This window comes from Streptomyces caelestis, from assembly GCF_014205255.1.
In the GTDB taxonomy this organism is placed as follows: domain Bacteria; phylum Actinomycetota; class Actinomycetes; order Streptomycetales; family Streptomycetaceae; genus Streptomyces; species Streptomyces caelestis.
On record NZ_JACHNE010000001.1, the window covers coordinates 8,586,016 to 8,602,289 of the forward strand.

The following is a 16,274-nucleotide window of genomic DNA, read 5'->3' on the forward strand; positions in this document are numbered from 1 at the left end:
GCCCTGCTACTCTGCGTGCATCATTGACAGCTCTCGGTAATTCTCAGGGGTGTGCGTGAAGGTCGCCTGTGTCGGCGGCGGGCCCGCCGGTCTGTATCTCTCGATCCTGCTGAAGCGGCAGGACCCGTCCCACGACATCACCGTCCACGAACGCGACCCGGAGGGCTCGACCTACGGCTGGGGCGTGACGTACTGGCGCGGACTGTACGACCGGCTCCATGAGCAGGACCCCGAGTCGGCGCGTGCCCTCGACGGCGACTCCGTCCGCTGGCGTGACGGCGTCGCCCACGTGCGGGACCTGACGGCCAGACACAGCGGCGACCAGGGCCACGGCATCGGCCGCCACCGACTGCTGGAGATCCTCGCCGCCCGGGCCCGCGAGCTCGGCGTCCGCCTGGAGTACGAGCGCGAGATCACCGCCGACGACCTGCCCGCCGGCGCGGACCTGGTCGTGGCGGCCGACGGTGTCCGCAGCGCCCTGCGCACCCGCCACGCCGCACACTTCGGCACGGAGGTCACGGCCGGGCGCAACCCGTACGTCTGGCTCGGCACCACGAAGGTCTTCGACGCCTTCACCTTCGCCTTCGTCGAAACCGATCACGGCTGGATCTGGTGCTACGGCTACGGATACGGCCCCGAGCGCAGCACCTGCGTCATCGAGTGCGCACCCGAGACCTGGACCGGACTGGGACTGGACCGGGCGAGCGAGGACGACGGACGGGCGCTGCTGGAGCAGCTCTTCGCCGGCGTCCTGGACGGCCACCCCCTGCTCGGCCGCGCCGGCGGCACGCCCTGGCAGACCTTCCGCACCCTCACCAACCGCACCTGGTACCGCGACAACCTCGTCCTGCTCGGCGACGCCGCCCACACCACGCACTACTCCATCGGCGCCGGCACCACCCTCGCCCTGGAGGACGCGATCGCCCTGGCCGCCGCGCTGCGCGAGCACTCCGCACTCCCGCAGGCCCTCGCCCGCTACGAACGGGAACGCACGGCGGCCCTCCTGCCCGTGCAGAGCGCGGCCCGCTACAGCGCCCAGTGGTACGAGAACCTCCCGCGCTACGTGCGGCTGCCGCCGGAGCGCATGTTCGCCCTGCTCGGCCAGCGGCACTCGCCCCTGCTGCCCCATGTCCCGCCGCAGCTGTACTACCGGCTGGACCGGGCGGCCGGGCAGCTGGAGCCACTGCGCCGGTTCAAGAGCTGGCTGGGCCCGAGAGTCGCGCGGACCGTGCACGCGCGGGCCCTGGCCGCCCGCGAGTAAGCGCCCGCGCCGGCATTCCTCTCCGGAGCGTCACGCGCCCGCCCGGAGCGTCACGCCCCCACCGCGCAGGCGCACCTCATCCCTCGGCGCCCTGCCCGAACAGCCGGTCCAGGAAGGCGTTGCCGTAGACGCGGTGCGGGTCCAGCCGGTCCAGCACCGCGTCCGCCTCGGCCCACTCGTGCGGACCGACCGCGGACGGCACCACCGAGCCCAGCACCTCCTCGTCGCTCCACACCCCGTCGTCCGTGTACGCCCACCCCTTGGACCACTCCACCCGGGTCAGGGCGGACCCGCCGTCGTACGCGCGCAGCAGGAATCGCTCGACCTCGCGCAGGAACGCCTCCGCGTCCGGAGTGCCCGGCAGGGTCAGGACGTCCAGCCACACGGCCGTGTCCCACTCGGGGTGGTCCTCGGGCGGCCGGAGCGCGGACAGCAGCGGCGGACGGGCCCCGGCCACCCCGGAGTCGCCCGGGTCGTCCAGTCCGGTCACCCGGATCTCCACCGACCCGTTGACCGGAAAGCTGCCCCGGGCCGCGTACGCCGTCAGCCGCTCCCGGTAGAACACGGCGAACTCGGAGACGACCTTCTGCACCTGGTCCCTGGACGTGAGCACGGCATAGCCGTTCGCGTGGACCCGCAGGGTGGTCGGCTTCAGATACAGCAGCGTGTTCTTGGACGGTCCCCAGATGTCGCCGGACAGTGTCGCCACCAGCCCGAGCGCGGCGGCGTCGTACTGCGCGGTGCCGAGCACCGGCGCCAGATACCAGGCCGCCTCCGACGTCATACGGCCCGCCAGCTCCGCCACCGGGGCCGGGACGTTGTCGGAGAACGGGTAGTTGTACGGCCGTGTCACATGCCGTGAGGTCAGCGGCCGGGTGGGGGAGACGCTCCACACCTTCAGCCAGGGGTGCTCGGTGAAGGCGAACCAGATCGCCTCGACCCGCCCGGCCTCCTCCAGGAAGCTCGCGAACGTGCGCCCCTTGCCCGAGCCGGGCGCGGCGAACAGTTCGCCGGCCGGGATGTCCGTACGGCTCACGCACCGGAGGTCGGTATCGGCGCCCACCCGCAGCACCACCTCGGTCACCAGGGACCGCCCGAGATGGGTCAGCAGCGCGGCGCAGTCCGTCTCGTCACGGTGGAACGTGCGCAGCGCGTACGCCCCGGCCCGGGAGTCCCACACCACGGCCGTCAGCGACAGGATCAGGTTGCTCAGCGAGCCGTACGTGTGCCCCGGCAGGCGTCGCTCGCCCCGCGCGGGAACGGCGGTGCCGTGCGCGTCGATGGCCAGGGCGCCGCCCAGGGTGAGGACACCGGGAGCGGGAGCCGCCGTGACACCGAGGCCGTGCTCCTCCAGGAAGGTGAGCAGGGTCTCCATGGTCACTCCGGCGCCGGCGCGCACGGCGGCCGGTGAGTCCAGGGCGAGGCCGGTCAGGTGAGGTGTGGTGTCGACGAGGAGGACGGGTGCGCCGGACGGCGTCCCTTCCGTCACCGTCAGGGGTGACCAACCGTGCGCGGCGCCCCGGGCGCGCACCCGCCACCCGTGCCGCCAGGCCCAGTTGACGACGTCGGCCACCTGGCCGGGGCTTCCCGGCGCACAGGCCCACAGGCCGTCGGCCGTGATCTCGCCGACCCAGTTCCGGTACGCCGAGCGGTACAGCGCGACGTCGGCGGGGAAGTCCGGCAGCTCCGCCGCGGCTGCCGCCGGATCCGCCGGCAGGCCCGGCACGGCGGCCAGCGCGGCCGCAGTGAGGAGGAAACCCCGGCGCGACCAACGCGCCTCGTCCGACGGGTAGTTGCTCGCTGAACCACTTGTCACTCAAGCCACGCTAGGGGCTCGTTGACACCTGACGCGTCCCTGTCGACTCTATTCACTCGTGTGAGTGAATCTGGCAGGGACGGCAGCCCGGAGCCCGATGGTCCGCGCACGGCCGTGACGGATGACAGACTGACGCCCATGGACGAGCGCACATTCGACAGGTCGGGCCAGCACGCTTCCGTCGTGGGTCTTGGCACATGGCAGCTGGGTGCCGACTGGGGAGACGTCGACGACAAGGAAGCCCTCGCGGTACTGGAGGCGGCGGCCGAGGCCGGGGTGACCTTCTTCGACACCGCTGACGTGTACGGCGACGGCCGCAGCGAGCAGACCATCGCCGCGTTCCTCAGCGGCAGGCCGGACCTGCACGTCCTGGTCGCCACCAAGATGGGCCGCCGGGTCGACCAGATCCCCGAGAACTACGTGCTCGACAACTTCCGCGCCTGGAACGACCGCTCCCGGCGCAATCTCGGCGTCGACCGTATCGACCTGGTGCAGCTGCACTGCCCGCCGACGCCCGTCTACTCCACGGACGAGGTGTTCGACGCCCTGGACACCCTGGTCGAGGAGGAGCGGATCGCCGCGTACGGCGTCAGCGTCGAGACCTGTGCCGAGGCGCTGACCGCGATCGCCCGGCCGAACGTGGCGAGCGTGCAGATCATCCTCAACCCGTTCCGCATGAAGCCCCTGCGCGAGGTGCTCCCCGCCGCACGCGAGGCGGGCGTCGGCATCATCGCCCGCGTCCCGCTCGCCTCCGGCCTGCTGTCGGGCAAGTACACGCGGGACACGGTCTTCCCCGAGAACGACCACCGCACCTACAACCGGCACGGTGAGTCCTTCGACGTGGGCGAGACCTTCTCCGGCGTCGACTACGCCACCGGCGTCGAAGCGGCCGCCGAGTTCTCCGCGTTCGCCCCCGAGGGATACGCCCCGGCCCAGCTGGCCCTGCGCTGGATCATCGACCAGCCCGGCGTGACCACCGTGATCCCCGGCGCCCGCTCACCCGAGCAGGCCCGCGCCAACGCGGCCGCCGCCCGTCTGCCGGAGCTGTCCGGCGAGACGCTGACGGCGATCCGCGACCTCTACGACCGGCGGATCAAGGACCAGGTCGAATCCCGCTGGTGAGCCGCGTCCTCACGGCACCAGGAGCAGCTGCCTCTCCTGCTCCTGGTCGCCGGAGGCGGCACCGTCGTCGCGGGCCGTGAACGCCCGGGTGAGCGTGTCACTCGCCCGCCGGACCGCCTCCGGGGAGCCCTGCACCGTGACGGTCACCGGGGCGGACAGGCGCTCGGCGCCCGCCCCGGCGCCGCCGGCGGGACTCGTGTCCGTGCCGCCGTCGAAGGTCGCCATGTGCACCGTCGCGTTCTCGTCGGCGGGCAGCTCGTCCGGCGCCCCGAACGTGCCTTCCAGGGCCCGGACGACCGCTCGTGCGTCGTCGGTACCCCCGCCGCTGAGCGTGACGGTGAGCTGCGTACCGGACATGCGTCCACGACCTCCTCAGGCTGTGCGTCAGTCGCCGTCCGTGTAACCGCACGCTGATCGCTCAAACCGCCTGCGGGCCGGGAGGACGGCCGCTTACGGGGAACCCGCGTGAGAGAAGCACTCATGTCTCACACCGGGGAGGAACAGTGGCGGACACGGCAGAGGGCGCGCCGAGGCGCCGGGGGCGCAACGAGACGGAGGAGGAGAGAGCGGACCGGATGTGGCAGGAGCTCATCCAGGAGGTTCGCGTGGCCCAGATGGGCGTGCAGATCCTGTTCGGTTTTCTGCTCACCGTGGTGTTCACCGAGAAGTACGACGACCTGACCGACACGGACCAGACGATCTACCTCATGACGGTCGTCCTCGGCGCATGCGCGACCGGGGCGCTCATCGGGCCGGTGTCCCTGCACCGCCTCGTCTCCGGGCGGCGCGTCAAACCCCAGGCGGTGCGGCTGGCCTCCCGGCTGACCCTGCTCGGCCTCGTGCTGCTGCTCGCCACGACGACCGCCTCACTGCTGCTGATACTCCGCGTGGCGACGCACGACGGCTTCGTGCCCTTCCTCGTCGCCGGCGTGGTCGGCTGGTACCTGCTGTGCTGGTTCGTCCTGCCTCTGTGGGTCAGGCACCGCCACACGTCGCAGTGACGGTCTGCCGTGGTGCCCACCATGGGCACCACGGCACGGGCGGCCGGCGGACAGCGCGGCAGCCTCGGCGGACAGCACAGCAGGTTGTCAGTGGGCAACGCCCCCGGGTCAGCCCCCGGCGATGACGTCCGCCAGGAAGTCGTCGACGCGGACCTCCTCGCGGCCCGGGGGGACCACCTCGTGGGTCTCCCGCAGGAACGCCGCGAACGCCGGGGCCCACGCGAAGACCACCGCGTGGTGACGGCCGCCGTCGGGACGGGCGTCACCGAGGAACTCCAGGCGCAGCTCCTGCCACATGCCCAGCGACACGGGGCGCATCCGCACGTCCCCCACCCCGACCGGACGCCGCAGCGCCTCGCCGAGCATCTCGCGGTCCAGCTGCCAGCGGGCGAGAACGCGGCCGTCGTGGCTGAAGACCACGGTGACGGCGAACGGGTCCGCGGCGTCGTAGCTCAGGTGGGCGAGCACGGAGAAACGTTCCGTGTCACCCGCCTGGAGCTGCACCACCAGGGTCTTGTGCACGAAGGAGTTCACGAGAGGGCCTCCGGGAAGAACCAACCGACGTAGAGGCCTCTAGTACCCCCGATACGCACAAGATGCTCAGCCCTCCGGGTGATTACCCGCGGGCACCGCGCAGGGACTCGATGCACACGGCCACGGCCCGCTGGAGCTCCTCCAGGCGCTGGACCATGTCGTCCTCGTAGAAGTCCCCGGCGTCGTCGAAGGTCAGTTCCTCGAACACCTTGGTCGCCTTCTGGAGGCTGCTGTAGAACTTCGTGCGCCGCTCCTGCACCCGCAGACCGGGGTCGGTCTCGACGGCTTCGACGACAAGGGACTTCATGGTGTCGTACGCCTCGGCGGCCCACTCGCCGGCGTCCTCGCCCTCGTCCAGCTCGTCGATGAGCGACAGGTGCCGCTCGGCCTCCTGACGGAGGTCGGCCGGCGCGTCCACGGTCTGCCCGGCGGGCGTCTTGATCTGTCCCGACTCGGCGATCTGGCGCACGTATCCGATCCGGTCGGCCGCCCTGCTCTCGCCGGCGACGGCCTTCTTGAGCTCGTCCGTGCGTACGACGTCACGGGCCAGCTCGGACTGGAGCTCGGGGTCCTCCCGGACCCGGTCCAGCAGGGCCTGGCGGGCCGCGCGGGCGGTGGCGGGGTCGGCGAGGATCGCGGCGCGCAGAGCGGTGGGGTTCTCCGCGACCTCCAGCGCCTTCGTGGGCCGGATCCCCTCCGCCTCGGCGGCCTCGGCGATGGCCGTGCCGCGCCCGGACGTGGCGCCCGAGCGGGAGACGTAGTAGCTCAGCCACACGTCGGCGTCCGGCAGTTCCACCTCCTGCCCCGGCGCCAGGGCCTCGAAGTGCGGGACCAGCCCGTCGTCGGCCGCCCGGTCCCACGCCTTGTAGTAGCGCATGACCCGCTCGGGGGAGCACCCGGCGAGTTCCGCGAACTCCTTCGCCGACACCTTCGGCGTCTCGTCCGAGCCCTGCCCGCCGGGCCGCACACTGCGCGCCACCTTCAGCCCGAAGGCCCACCCTCCGGTCCGGGCGTACGCCCCGAACTCTCGCGCGTCCCGCGCGACCGGTTCGCAGACGGGCGCCGGGGAGGTTTCGGGCGGGGTGATCGCCAGGGTCACGGACGACTCTCCTGAATGGGGTTGGCCGATCGATTACGTGCAGGTCGGCAGCCTATACGAGCCCGTGGCCCGGGCCTGCCGACGTAAATCGTTTCTCCTCCCCCCGCCCGGTGCGGGAGACTCGGGCCATGGTGCGACCTGATGTCGGTGCGCCTTTGCGCCCCTGCGCGGAATGCGGTGGATACGAGTACGGCGGTGCCCCCGCCTGTGCCGTCTGCCGTGACCTCGTCGACGGCCTGGTCGAGGAGGAGTGGGCCGCGTTCTCGCGTCACTGGGACGTGACGGGGTGCGAGCAGGAGACCGCCCTCGCCGAACTGGTCGTCGCCGAACCCGACCGGCACGACTGGCGGGTCGTGGACGCCGCGCTCGACCGCCTGGCCTGTACCGACTGCGGCGATCGGCTCGGCCGTGGACCCGTCGGCTGCCACGCCTGCCTCCTCGCGCACGGCTTCCGCTACGCGGCGATCGAGACGGACCGGCCCGGAGTGCCGCCGGGCAATGAACACGCCGTCCGGGTCAACGTCTCGGTCGTGCGCCGGCCCCAGGGCATCTCGGAGAGCGAGGTCCTCGTCCGTCGACTGCTGTTGCCCCTCCTCCTCGTGGGATTCACGCCGACCATCGAAGAGGCCCAGCGGGTGAGCGCCCTGGTGAAGGCAAGCTCCCCGACGAGGAGGGTGCTCGTCGTCGAACAGTTCGTGGCGAGGGCGGACCTCAGCCGAACGCGTCGCGCAGGGCCGGCAGCAGGGTCTTCTCCGACCAGTCCAGATACGCCGGCTGCGAGTCGCCACCGATCTGGACCAGGGCGATCTCGGTGAAACCGGCCTCGGCGTACGGACGGACGGCCTCGACGAACGCGTCCGGGTCGTCGCCGCACGGGATGGAGTCGGCGACGTCGTCGGGCGTGACGAACTGGGTCGCCGCCTCGAAGGAATCCGGGTGCGGCAGCTCCGAGTTGACCTTCCAGCCGCTGCCGAACCAGCGGAACTGGGAGTGGGCGCGCTTGATGGCCGTGTCCCGGTCGGGGTCGTAGCAGACCGGCAGCTGGCCCACGCGGGGTTTGCCCTCACCGCCGTGCCGGTCGAACGCCTCCAGCAGCCCCGCCTTGGGCTCCGTGGCGATCACCAGATCGCCCAGCCGCCCCGCGAGCTCGCACGACCGCTCCCCGGAGACGGCGATGCCGATCGGCGGCGCCTCCTCCGGGAGGTCCCACAGCCGGGCCGACTCCACGTCGAAGTGCGTGCCGCGATGGTTGACGTGACCGCCCTTGAAGAGGGCGCGGATGATCTCCACGGCCTCCTCGAACATCTCGTGCCGTACGTCGACGGACGGCCAGCCGCCGCCCACGACGTGCTCGTTGAGGTTCTCGCCGGAGCCGAGCCCCAGCCGGAACCGGCCTTCGGAGAGCAACTGGACCGTCGCCGCCTTCTGCGCCACCACCGCCGGGTGGTAGCGGAACGTCGGGCACGTCACATACGTCATCAGCGGGATACGGGACGTGGCCTGGGCGGCCGCGCCGAGCACCGCCCACGCGTAGGGCGAGTGACCCTGCGAGCGCAGCCACGGGAAGTAGTGGTCGGAGGTCACCGAGAAGTCGAAGCCCGCCTCCTCGGCCCGCACCACATGGTCGACGAGCTCTCGGGGGCCGGCCTGCTCGGTCATCATCGTGTATCCGATTTGCACCATAGGCGCCGAGTCCCCGGACAACGGACGTGAAAACTGCTCGATCAAGGCCCGCCGGCAGGGGCAGGATGCCCCCATGAGTGCCTCCGCTCTGCCCGCGAGCAGTCCCGCCGCCCAGGGCGTCGACGCGTCCGGCGTCCACGCCTTCCTCGACGCCCTCGAAGCGGCTCCGGACATAGAGCCGCACAGCCTGGTGATCATGCGGCACGGCCGGCTGGTCGCCTCCGGCTGGTGGGCGCCGTACACCCCCGACCGCCCCCACCTGCTGTACTCGCTCAGCAAGAGCTTCACCGGGACCGCCGCCGCTCTGGCCGAGGCCGAGGGGCTGCTCGACTTCGACGCGCCGGTGATCTCGTACTTCCCGGAGTTCGAGGCCGAGATCACCGACCCGCGCAGCCGGGCCATGCTCGTACGGCACGTGGCGTCCATGTCGAGCGGCCACGAGCGGGAGACCGTGGAGGAGGTCTACGGGCTGGACAAGGAGGAGCCCGTGCGCGCGTTCCTGCTGCTGCCGCCGGACCGCGACCCGGGCACCGTCTTCGCCTACAACCAGCCCACCACCTACACCCTCGCCGCGATCGTCCAGCGGGTGACCGGGCAGCCGCTCACCGCGTATCTGCGCCCGCGGGTGCTGGATCCGCTGGGCATCGGCGAGGTGTTCTGGCAGCGGGACCGCGCCGGCCGTGAGATCGGCTACAGCGGTCTGCACGCCACCACCGACGCCGTCGCCCGTCTCGGCGAGCTCTATCTGCGCGACGGGGTCTGGAAGGGCGAGCGGCTGCTGCCCGAAGGGTGGGTGTCCCGGGCCGCGCGCCCGCGCATACCGACCGCCGGAGCCATGGGAGACCAGGACCGGCAGGACTGGGACCGGGGCTACGGCTACCAGTTCTGGATCTCCCGGCACGGCTACCGGGGCGACGGCGCGTACGGCCAGTTCTGCCTTGTGCTGCCCGAGTACGACGCGGTGATCGCGGCGACCGCGGCGACCGAGCGGAAGCAGGACTACCTGAACCTCGTCTGGCAGCACCTGCTGCCCGCCTTCGGGCCCGAGCCGCTGCCCGGCCGGGACGCCGCCGACGAGGCCCTGCGGGAGCGCCTCGCCGGACTCGCGCTGCCGCCCGCCCCGGGCAGGCCGGCACCGCCGGAGCGGGCGGAGGAATGGACGGCCGCCGAGTTCAGGGCCTTTGAGGGAGACGGTCCCGCTCTGTCGGCCGGGCTCGTACCGGACGCGGACGGCTGGACGCTCAGGCTCACCGAGGGCGAGAACCGGCTGGACCTGCGGATCGGAGCGAAGAGCTGGACGGTGGCGGAGGAGCCGCTCCCGACCGCCGTGAGCGGCGGCTGGACGGACCCCGGCACGCTGGCCGTGGAGGTGGTGTTCCTGGAGACCCCGCACCGCCTGGCCCTGACGTGCTCCCTCGCGGACCGTACGCTCACCGCGAGCTGGCGCACGCAGCCCTACGACCCCAGCCCGCTCACCTCCCTGCGCGCCCCGCGCGGCTCAGTCTGAGCCCGGCCGGAACGTCTTCAGGAAGGTCCGCAACGCCTCCTGGTTCGCCTTGTCCTCCCAGTCGGCGTCCGGCGTCGTCCAGCGCAGCGAGAAGCTCCGACCCCCGCCCAGCAGGAAGCCCCGGCCGAAGGTGTGCACCCGGGCGCCGTCGACGACCGCCGTCCACTCCATGTCGGCGGCCTCGCGTCCCTGGTACGTCGTCGCGCGGATCTCGCCGATCCGCCGGTAGCCGCCGGACCGCTCCAGGTTGGGTTCGACGTCGTCCCGCCACACGGCCACGGGGTCCGGCCCCACGCGTGCGCTGTGGGTGACGGCCAGCGTGCGGCCGTCACCGTCGGCGCCGAAGACCACGCGGTACGCCAGATCGCCCTGGCGGTCGGTGTCCAGCCGCGTCCAGTGCTCGGGGAGCGCGACGGAGAAGCCTTCCGGCGCGCGGTAGGTACGGAAACCGGGCGGCAGGGCCGTGGCCGGGGCGGACGGCGTGGGCGTGGGCGTGGGGGTGGGGGTGGGCTTGGGGTCCGGGTCCGGGGACGACGCAGAGGGCGTTGGGGACGGGGAGCCGGTCCGGCTGGGTGGCACGGACGGCTCGGGGCTGCCCCCGCCGGTGCCCTCGCCCGGCGAGGCGGCGGAGGCCGGTGGCCGGGCCGGGGAGTCCGCCGCGTCGCTGCCCGCGTCACTGCCGGGCAGCCCCTGGGTCGCGGCGAGCACGGCGACCGCGACGGTGACCACGGCCAGGGTGGTGCCGACGACCATGGTCCGTCTGCTCCATGCCGGACCCCCCGGCCGCATCGCGGCGTACGCGCCGCGCAGCCGCGGCACGGGCACCGCCCCCATGGCCGCTTCCGGGTCCTCGCTGAGCGCGCGGGTCAGCGCCTCCCGGACCACCGGGCGCGTCAGCCGCTCCCGCGCGTCCTTGCGGAGCAGTCCCTGCACGACCTGGGTGAGCGGCCCGGCGCGCACCGGCGTGCGCAGCGGCAGCCGGTCCACGCCCTTCAGGGTGTTCTCCGGCCGGCCCCGGTCCCGGAAGGGCGGGCGGCCCTCGACCATCGTGTACAGGATCGCGCCGAGCGCCCAGAGATCGGCCGCGGGCCCGATGTGCTGGTCGCGGGCCTGTTCCGGGGAGGCGAACGCGGGTGCCGTGAGCCGGGGCGCGAGGGTCGCGCCGACCAGGCCGTAGCCGGTGACGACGGCCGAGTGGTCCTCGCGTACGAACACCTGGCCGGGGCTGAGCTCGCCGTGCGTGATGCCCTCGGCGTGCGCGGCGTCCAGCACGTCGAGCAGCTCCAGGCCGATACGGGCGGCCCGCACGTAGTGGAACGTGCCCTGCTCCGAGAGGAGTTCGCCGAGCGGGGTGCCGTCGATCCACTCGTTGACGGTCCACAGGGTGCCGGCCTCCTCGGCGGCGTCGACGACCGTGGCGATCCGGCCGGGGCACAGCAGCGCCATGCGTTCGGAGGTGCGCAGCAGGCGGGCGGCGGCCCGACGCTCGGTTTCGTAGGCGTCGTCCGGGAGCCCGATCTGCGTGACGAGACACGGGCGGGAGACCTCGCCGGTGCCGATGTCCTCGGCGTACCAGCAGATGCGGTTGGTCTCGCGCTGGATGATCTCGAGCAGCCGGTACCGGCCGGCGACCAACTGGTGTGTGGAGACGTGCGCCCTGCCCATGGCCATCCCTCGCTGGAAACCTGGCTCTCACCTTTTCCAGAAGTACGGGGGACGAGCCGTGCTGCGTTCAACCGGATCGCAACTCGGCGTCCATTCTTGTCTTTTATTCAAGGGAGAGGATCAAGTGTGCGAGAGGAAATGGCCTTTCGCGGGCCGGGAGCGGCTCACCTCGGCCGCCCCGGGGCCGCCGCGGGTGCGGAGAATTCGTCCCCGCCGCCCGCCGATTCCCAAATCACCGGACGGCCTGCTGGTAACCGACGGTAAATGCGAAGGTGTCCGACGACTGAACCCGACACCCCTCCGATGAATTCGGCGACGGATTCCCCGGGGGGGCGGTCGGCTCAGAGCTCGCGCCGTACCAGGAAGCCGGGCAGTGACCGCAGTTCACCGAGGGCCCCCGCCTCCAGCGGCGCCCCGGCGAGCGCCGTCTCGACGGCGGCGAGGTGACGCCTGGCCTCCGCCATGGCCGCCGGACGGCCGCCCGCCCGCTCGATTCAGCTCCGCCGCGGCACCGGGATCGTCGCCTGTCTCCAGAGGGAGAAGGCGTGCACCAGCTCCACCGCGACGGCCGCGGCCACCCCGTCCCGCCCGGACGCACCGGCCCGGTGACTCGCCTTCCAGGCCCGGTCCGCGTCCTCGACCCGGCCCAGCCGGCGGTGCGCCTCGGCCACCGCGAGTCCGGAACGCGCCGCCTCCCCGGGCTTTCCCGCACGCTCGGCCGCCCTCAACTGCTCGGTGCCGGCGGCGTCGGTCAGTGAGCCCTGGCCTCAAGGGCCAGGGCATCACCTGCTGTCGATCAAGACGTCGGCCGGACGGACGGGGTTGCCTGTGAGGAGCGGATCACCGTGGAGGAAGGACCTCAGTGCTGACCGGTCTTCTGCGGTGTGGCCTCGCTCGGCCGCACGACGACGTGTCCCTCGCCCTGCAGCACCAGTTGCACGGCCTCGCCGGAGCCGCCGCGCAGCATCGAGCCGATGGACTGCGAGCGGTGCAGCGAGGTCTGGAGGCCCGCCGTCCAGCCGACGACCGCGTCGGTGTCGACGTGCACCGGATACTGCGGCGAGACCGGGATGACCAGCGGATTGCCCTCGCAGATCAGCCCCAGCCTGCCCTGCCCGGTGAAGACGCTGTTGAACAGGCCGCCGCCCGTGATGCCGGCGCCCTTCACGGTCGCGATGCGGTAGGACAACGTGGCGTCGAAACACAGGACGTTACGGCCGTTGACCGTGAACTCGTCGCCCGGTTCGACGTCGACGATGAAGCAGTTCTGCGCTTCGTGGGCGAACCAGGCCTCGCCCTGCCCGCGCACGGCCATCAGCGGAAGTCCCTCCCCGGTGACCGCGCGCTTGAGCATGCCGCCCACACCCTGGCCCTTGCGCTCGAACTGGAGGTTGCCGCGGTAGGCGATCATCGCGCCCTGTCGGGCGAGCATCTCGCCGTTCACCGTGTAGCGGAGGCACTTGGCGTTCTCGACCGTCATACCCGGTGCGACGGCCGGCTGTGCCATGTGCCGGCTGGAAAAGAGGTCACCCTTCATACGCGCATCCTCACCCGGAGCGTTCCCCTCCGCCAAGATCGAGGGCGTGTGACGAGCAGGGCGCGCGGTGGCGCGGTGTCAGCCGCCGAAGAGCTGCGTCCAGTACGTGCCCGCCCGGCCGCCGCCCGCGAAGCCGACCCCGAGGTGCGTGAAGCCGGGCTTGAGGATGTTGGCCCGGTGGCCGGGGCTGTTCATCCAGCCCTCCACCACTTCGGCGGGAGAACGCTGGCCGCAGGCGATGTTCTCGCCGATGGAACGCCGGGTGGAGCCCGCGGCGGCGGCTCTGTCCCAGGGTTGGCTGCCGCCGGGCGCGGTGTGCGAGTAGAAGGCGCGAGACACCATGTCCGCGCTGTGCGCCTGGGCGGCGGCGGTGAGCAGGGGATCGGCGGCCAGGGGCGGGAGTCCGGCCCGGGCGCGCTCCCGGTTGGTGAGGTCGGTCACGGCCGCCGCCACGCCCGCCAGCCCGTCCGGAGCGAGGGGCCTGGCCCAGAGCGCGGTCCAGTACGTGTCACCGGTGGGGCCGTCGTGGACGTGGGCCACTCCGGCGTGGGTGAACGCCGGGTCGTGCAGGGTGCGGCGGGCCCCGTCCGTGCGCATGCAGTACGCGACGAACTCGGCGGTGGTGCGCGGGCCGGACACCAGGTGCTCGCCGACGGTGAGGTACGCGTACCCGGCGCCGACGACCCGCTGGTAGACGGAGACGCCGTCACGGCTCTCGACGCCGAGGCGTCCGGACGCGGCCATGGCGGCGGTGTGGGCCCGCGCCGCGGACACCAGCCGCGGGTCGAGCGAGACCGGTGGTGAACCGAGGGCGGTACGAGCGGAGTTGACCACGGCGGCGAAGTCGTACGGATCGGAGGCGGGCTGCGCGAAGGCTGGGGGACCGGGGGAGGGGCCGACGCCGGCCGAGCTCCCGGTCTGGCGCCGCGCGCCCGGCGCACCGGCCGCCGCAGAGTCCGGCCCGGACACGGGCGCGTCGTCCACGACGTCGACGCCGAAGTCCCGGGCGAGTCCCGCCAGTCCGTCGGCGTACCCCTGGCCCAGGGCGCGCAGCTTCCAGCGGTCGCCGCGCCGGTAGAGCTCCGCGAGCAGCAGGACCGTCTCCTGGCGGGGGCGCGGCGGGGCGAACCGGGCGAGCGGGCGGCCTCCCGCGTCGGTGACGTGCAGGGTGGGGGAGGGCAGGCGGCCGAGGGCGGTTCCGGGCTCGGCGGGACTGACGGCGACGGTGACCCGGGTGGCACCGGCGCGCAGTCTCGCCGGGTCCACGGTGAGCGCTTCGCCCCGCAGCGTCGCTCCCGGCGCGGCCGGCTGGTTGTAGAACACGAAGTCGCCGTCGTCCCGCACCTTTCCACCGTCGTCCGTGACAAGCGCGGACACGCCGAACGGGCCGGGCACCCGGACGGTCACCGCCCCGCCCGGAAGCGGCAGATTGCCACCGGGGACCAACTCGCTCATCACGCCCCCCTGCTGTCGTCGTACCGGCCGCCCCGTGGGGACGCGGATGCCAGGACAACGGCCGTCGCGGCGCGAGGGTTCCCACGTCAGCCCGGTCCACACCTACGAAGCCGACGTCCGCCTGGGGGAGGCGGCCTCCACACCGGCGCAGGTCGGACACACCGAGGCCACTCGCACAGCGTCGGAGGCCGCACCACTACCGTGTCTACGCCGGGACGGCACGGAACATCCCGCTCGCTCCCGGTGGCTCCGCGACGCTGCGGGATCTTGCCCCCCTGACACCGACCACCCGTGCGACCGGCCGAAGGAGCGCCCACGATGCCACGCACCGCACGCCCCCGCGGCCGCACCACCCTGGCCGCCCTCGCCTGCTGCCTCGCGCTGGGCTGCGCGTCCGGCGGGACACCCCAGGGGTACGAGCCGGCCCCACCGGCCAGCGCCCCGACGGGGCCCGGGCACGGCGTGGTCACCTGGGCCTCCTCCGCCGACCGCGTCGGCGCGGCGGCCGACGGCCGCGGTTACCGGCTGGTCGTGCGCACCAGCGTCGGCGGCACCGGCCTCAGGGTGCGGCTGTCCAACGCCTTCGGCGACCAGCCGGTGACGTTCGAGAACGTCCACGCGGGTCTCCAGCGTGACGGAGCCGCACTCGTCCCCGGCAGCAACCGGCGCTTGACCTTCGGCGGCGCCCGCTCCGTCACGGTCCCCGCCGGCGGCATCGTCTACAGCGACCCGCTGCCCGGCCGCGTCCCCGCCGCGAGCAAGCTCGTCGTCAGCTTCTACGTCCCCCGGGCGGGCGGAGTGCTCACCGGGCACTGGATGGCGATGCAGACGTCGTACACCACCGACGGCGACCACGCCGCGGAGGAGAGCGGCGCCAACTGGGCGCGGCGGACCGGCTCCTGGTTCTACCTCGACGTCGTCACCGTGCGGCCCCGGCCCGCGGCCGGTGCCGTGGCCGCCCTCGGCGACTCGATCACCGACGGCTGGCACTCCACGACCGGCCTCGACCGCCGCTGGCCCGACTACCTCGCCCGCCGGCTGCGCGCGTCCCCCGAGACCACCGTCGAGGGGGTGGCCAACGAAGGCATCGCGGGCAACAAGGTCCTCGCCGACGGCCCCGGACAGAGCGCCCGGAACCGCCTGTCGCGGGACGTGCTGTCTCTGCCGGGGCTGCGCACGGTGCTCCTCTTCCAGGGTGTCAACGACATCAAGGCCGAACCCGGCGCCACGGCCGACGAACTCATCGCCGGGTACCGCACGCTGGCCGCCCGGGCGCACGCGGCCCGGAAGTGCGTCGTCGCCGCCACGATCGCCCCCTACAAGGGCTGGCAGGAATGGGACCCCGCCGGGGAAGCCGTGCGCCAGGAGGTCAACACCTTCATCCGCACCAGCGGCGAGTTCGACGCGGTCACCGATTTCGACCGCGTCCTGCGCAGCCCCGACGACCCCGAGCGGATCCGGCCCGGCTTCGACGGCGGCGACCATCTGCACCCCAACGACCAGGGGATGCGGGCGATGGCCGACGCCGTCGACCTGGAGAGCCTCGACTGCGGGAGCCGCTAGCCCGGATCAGGGAGACGCGACCAGGTCCGCC

General features: G+C 72.8%; 15 protein-coding genes and 1 pseudogene. 6 read left to right on the forward strand and 10 right to left on the reverse strand.

What is annotated here, in order from left to right:
• Positions 1-55 precede the first annotated feature (55 nt).
• Positions 56-1,261: an FAD-dependent monooxygenase gene (locus tag HDA41_RS38860; protein ID WP_376706841.1), complete on the forward strand. Its 1,206-nt coding sequence runs from the start codon at positions 56-58 to the stop codon at positions 1,259-1,261.
• Between the two features lie 76 nt (positions 1,262-1,337).
• Here HDA41_RS38860 and HDA41_RS38865 read toward each other — a convergent pair whose 3' ends face one another.
• Positions 1,338-3,077 carry a cholesterol oxidase substrate-binding domain-containing protein gene (locus tag HDA41_RS38865; protein WP_184992526.1) on the reverse strand — a complete coding sequence of 580 codons (1,740 nt, stop codon included), beginning with the start codon at positions 3,075-3,077 and terminating at the stop codon, positions 1,338-1,340.
• Positions 3,078-3,215: 138 nt separating this feature from the next.
• On the opposite strand from HDA41_RS38865, the gene HDA41_RS38870 reads away from it, so the two are divergent.
• Entirely contained in the window at positions 3,216-4,199 is a 984-nt protein-coding gene (locus HDA41_RS38870; protein WP_184992528.1) for an aldo/keto reductase, read from the forward strand.
• 9 nt (positions 4,200-4,208) lie between these two features.
• On the opposite strand, the gene HDA41_RS38875 is transcribed toward HDA41_RS38870, so the two are convergent.
• On the reverse strand, positions 4,209-4,556 hold the full coding sequence (locus HDA41_RS38875) for a hypothetical protein (protein ID WP_184992530.1): 348 nt from the start codon (positions 4,554-4,556) through the stop codon (positions 4,209-4,211).
• 146 nt (positions 4,557-4,702) lie between these two features.
• Here HDA41_RS38875 and HDA41_RS38880 point away from each other — a divergent pair, with 146 nt between their 5' ends.
• On the forward strand, positions 4,703-5,200 hold the full coding sequence (locus HDA41_RS38880; RefSeq protein ID WP_184992532.1) for a DUF6328 family protein: 498 nt from the start codon (positions 4,703-4,705) through the stop codon (positions 5,198-5,200).
• A gap of 108 nt (positions 5,201-5,308) precedes the next feature.
• Here the strand turns inward: HDA41_RS38880 and HDA41_RS38885 are convergent, their stop codons facing one another.
• Both HDA41_RS38885 and HDA41_RS38890 read right to left on the reverse strand, forming a co-directional pair.
• On the reverse strand, positions 5,309-5,734 hold the full coding sequence (locus HDA41_RS38885) for an SsgA family sporulation/cell division regulator (RefSeq protein ID WP_184992534.1): 426 nt from the start codon (positions 5,732-5,734) through the stop codon (positions 5,309-5,311).
• Positions 5,735-5,816: 82 nt separating this feature from the next.
• Positions 5,817-6,833, reverse strand: coding sequence for a hypothetical protein (locus HDA41_RS38890; protein ID WP_184992536.1), 1,017 nt, complete (start codon positions 6,831-6,833; stop codon positions 5,817-5,819).
• 128 nt (positions 6,834-6,961) lie between these two features.
• Here HDA41_RS38890 and HDA41_RS38895 point away from each other — a divergent pair, with 128 nt between their 5' ends.
• On the forward strand, positions 6,962-7,648 hold the full coding sequence (locus tag HDA41_RS38895) for a hypothetical protein (protein WP_184992538.1): 687 nt from the start codon (positions 6,962-6,964) through the stop codon (positions 7,646-7,648).
• On the opposite strand, the gene HDA41_RS38900 is transcribed toward HDA41_RS38895, so the two are convergent.
• Complete coding sequence (locus HDA41_RS38900; RefSeq protein WP_184992540.1) at positions 7,545-8,516, reverse strand: LLM class F420-dependent oxidoreductase; 972 nt, start codon at positions 8,514-8,516, stop codon at positions 7,545-7,547. The two genes, HDA41_RS38895 and HDA41_RS38900, sit on opposite strands and share 104 nt — an antisense overlap.
• Before the next feature lie 73 nt (positions 8,517-8,589).
• Between HDA41_RS38900 and HDA41_RS38905 the strand changes: the two genes are divergently transcribed.
• A complete protein-coding gene (locus HDA41_RS38905; RefSeq protein ID WP_184992542.1) occupies positions 8,590-10,023 on the forward strand; it encodes a serine hydrolase domain-containing protein in 1,434 nt (477 codons plus the stop codon).
• On the opposite strand, the gene HDA41_RS38910 is transcribed toward HDA41_RS38905, so the two are convergent.
• The 5 genes and pseudogenes from HDA41_RS38910 to HDA41_RS38925 all read right to left on the reverse strand — a co-directional run bounded on the left by HDA41_RS38910 (position 10,015) and on the right by HDA41_RS38925 (position 14,680).
• Positions 10,015-11,688, reverse strand: coding sequence for a serine/threonine protein kinase (locus tag HDA41_RS38910; protein WP_184992544.1), 1,674 nt, complete (start codon positions 11,686-11,688; stop codon positions 10,015-10,017). The two genes, HDA41_RS38905 and HDA41_RS38910, sit on opposite strands and share 9 nt — an antisense overlap.
• 341 nt (positions 11,689-12,029) lie before the next feature.
• Complete coding sequence (locus tag HDA41_RS38915; RefSeq protein ID WP_311772182.1) at positions 12,030-12,152, reverse strand: hypothetical protein; 123 nt, start codon at positions 12,150-12,152, stop codon at positions 12,030-12,032.
• 93 nt (positions 12,153-12,245) lie between these two features.
• Positions 12,246-12,446, reverse strand: a pseudogene (locus tag HDA41_RS42935) (tetratricopeptide repeat protein); the annotation flags it as partial.
• A gap of 101 nt (positions 12,447-12,547) precedes the next feature.
• A complete protein-coding gene (locus HDA41_RS38920; protein WP_184992546.1) occupies positions 12,548-13,225 on the reverse strand; it encodes an AIM24 family protein in 678 nt (225 codons plus the stop codon).
• 78 nt (positions 13,226-13,303) lie between these two features.
• A complete protein-coding gene (locus tag HDA41_RS38925; RefSeq protein WP_184992548.1) occupies positions 13,304-14,680 on the reverse strand; it encodes a CAP domain-containing protein in 1,377 nt (458 codons plus the stop codon).
• A 318-nt stretch (positions 14,681-14,998) separates the two neighbouring features.
• Here HDA41_RS38925 and HDA41_RS38930 point away from each other — a divergent pair, with 318 nt between their 5' ends.
• Positions 14,999-16,243 carry an SGNH/GDSL hydrolase family protein gene (locus tag HDA41_RS38930; RefSeq protein ID WP_184992550.1) on the forward strand — a complete coding sequence of 415 codons (1,245 nt, stop codon included), beginning with the start codon at positions 14,999-15,001 and terminating at the stop codon, positions 16,241-16,243.
• Positions 16,244-16,274 lie beyond the last annotated feature (31 nt).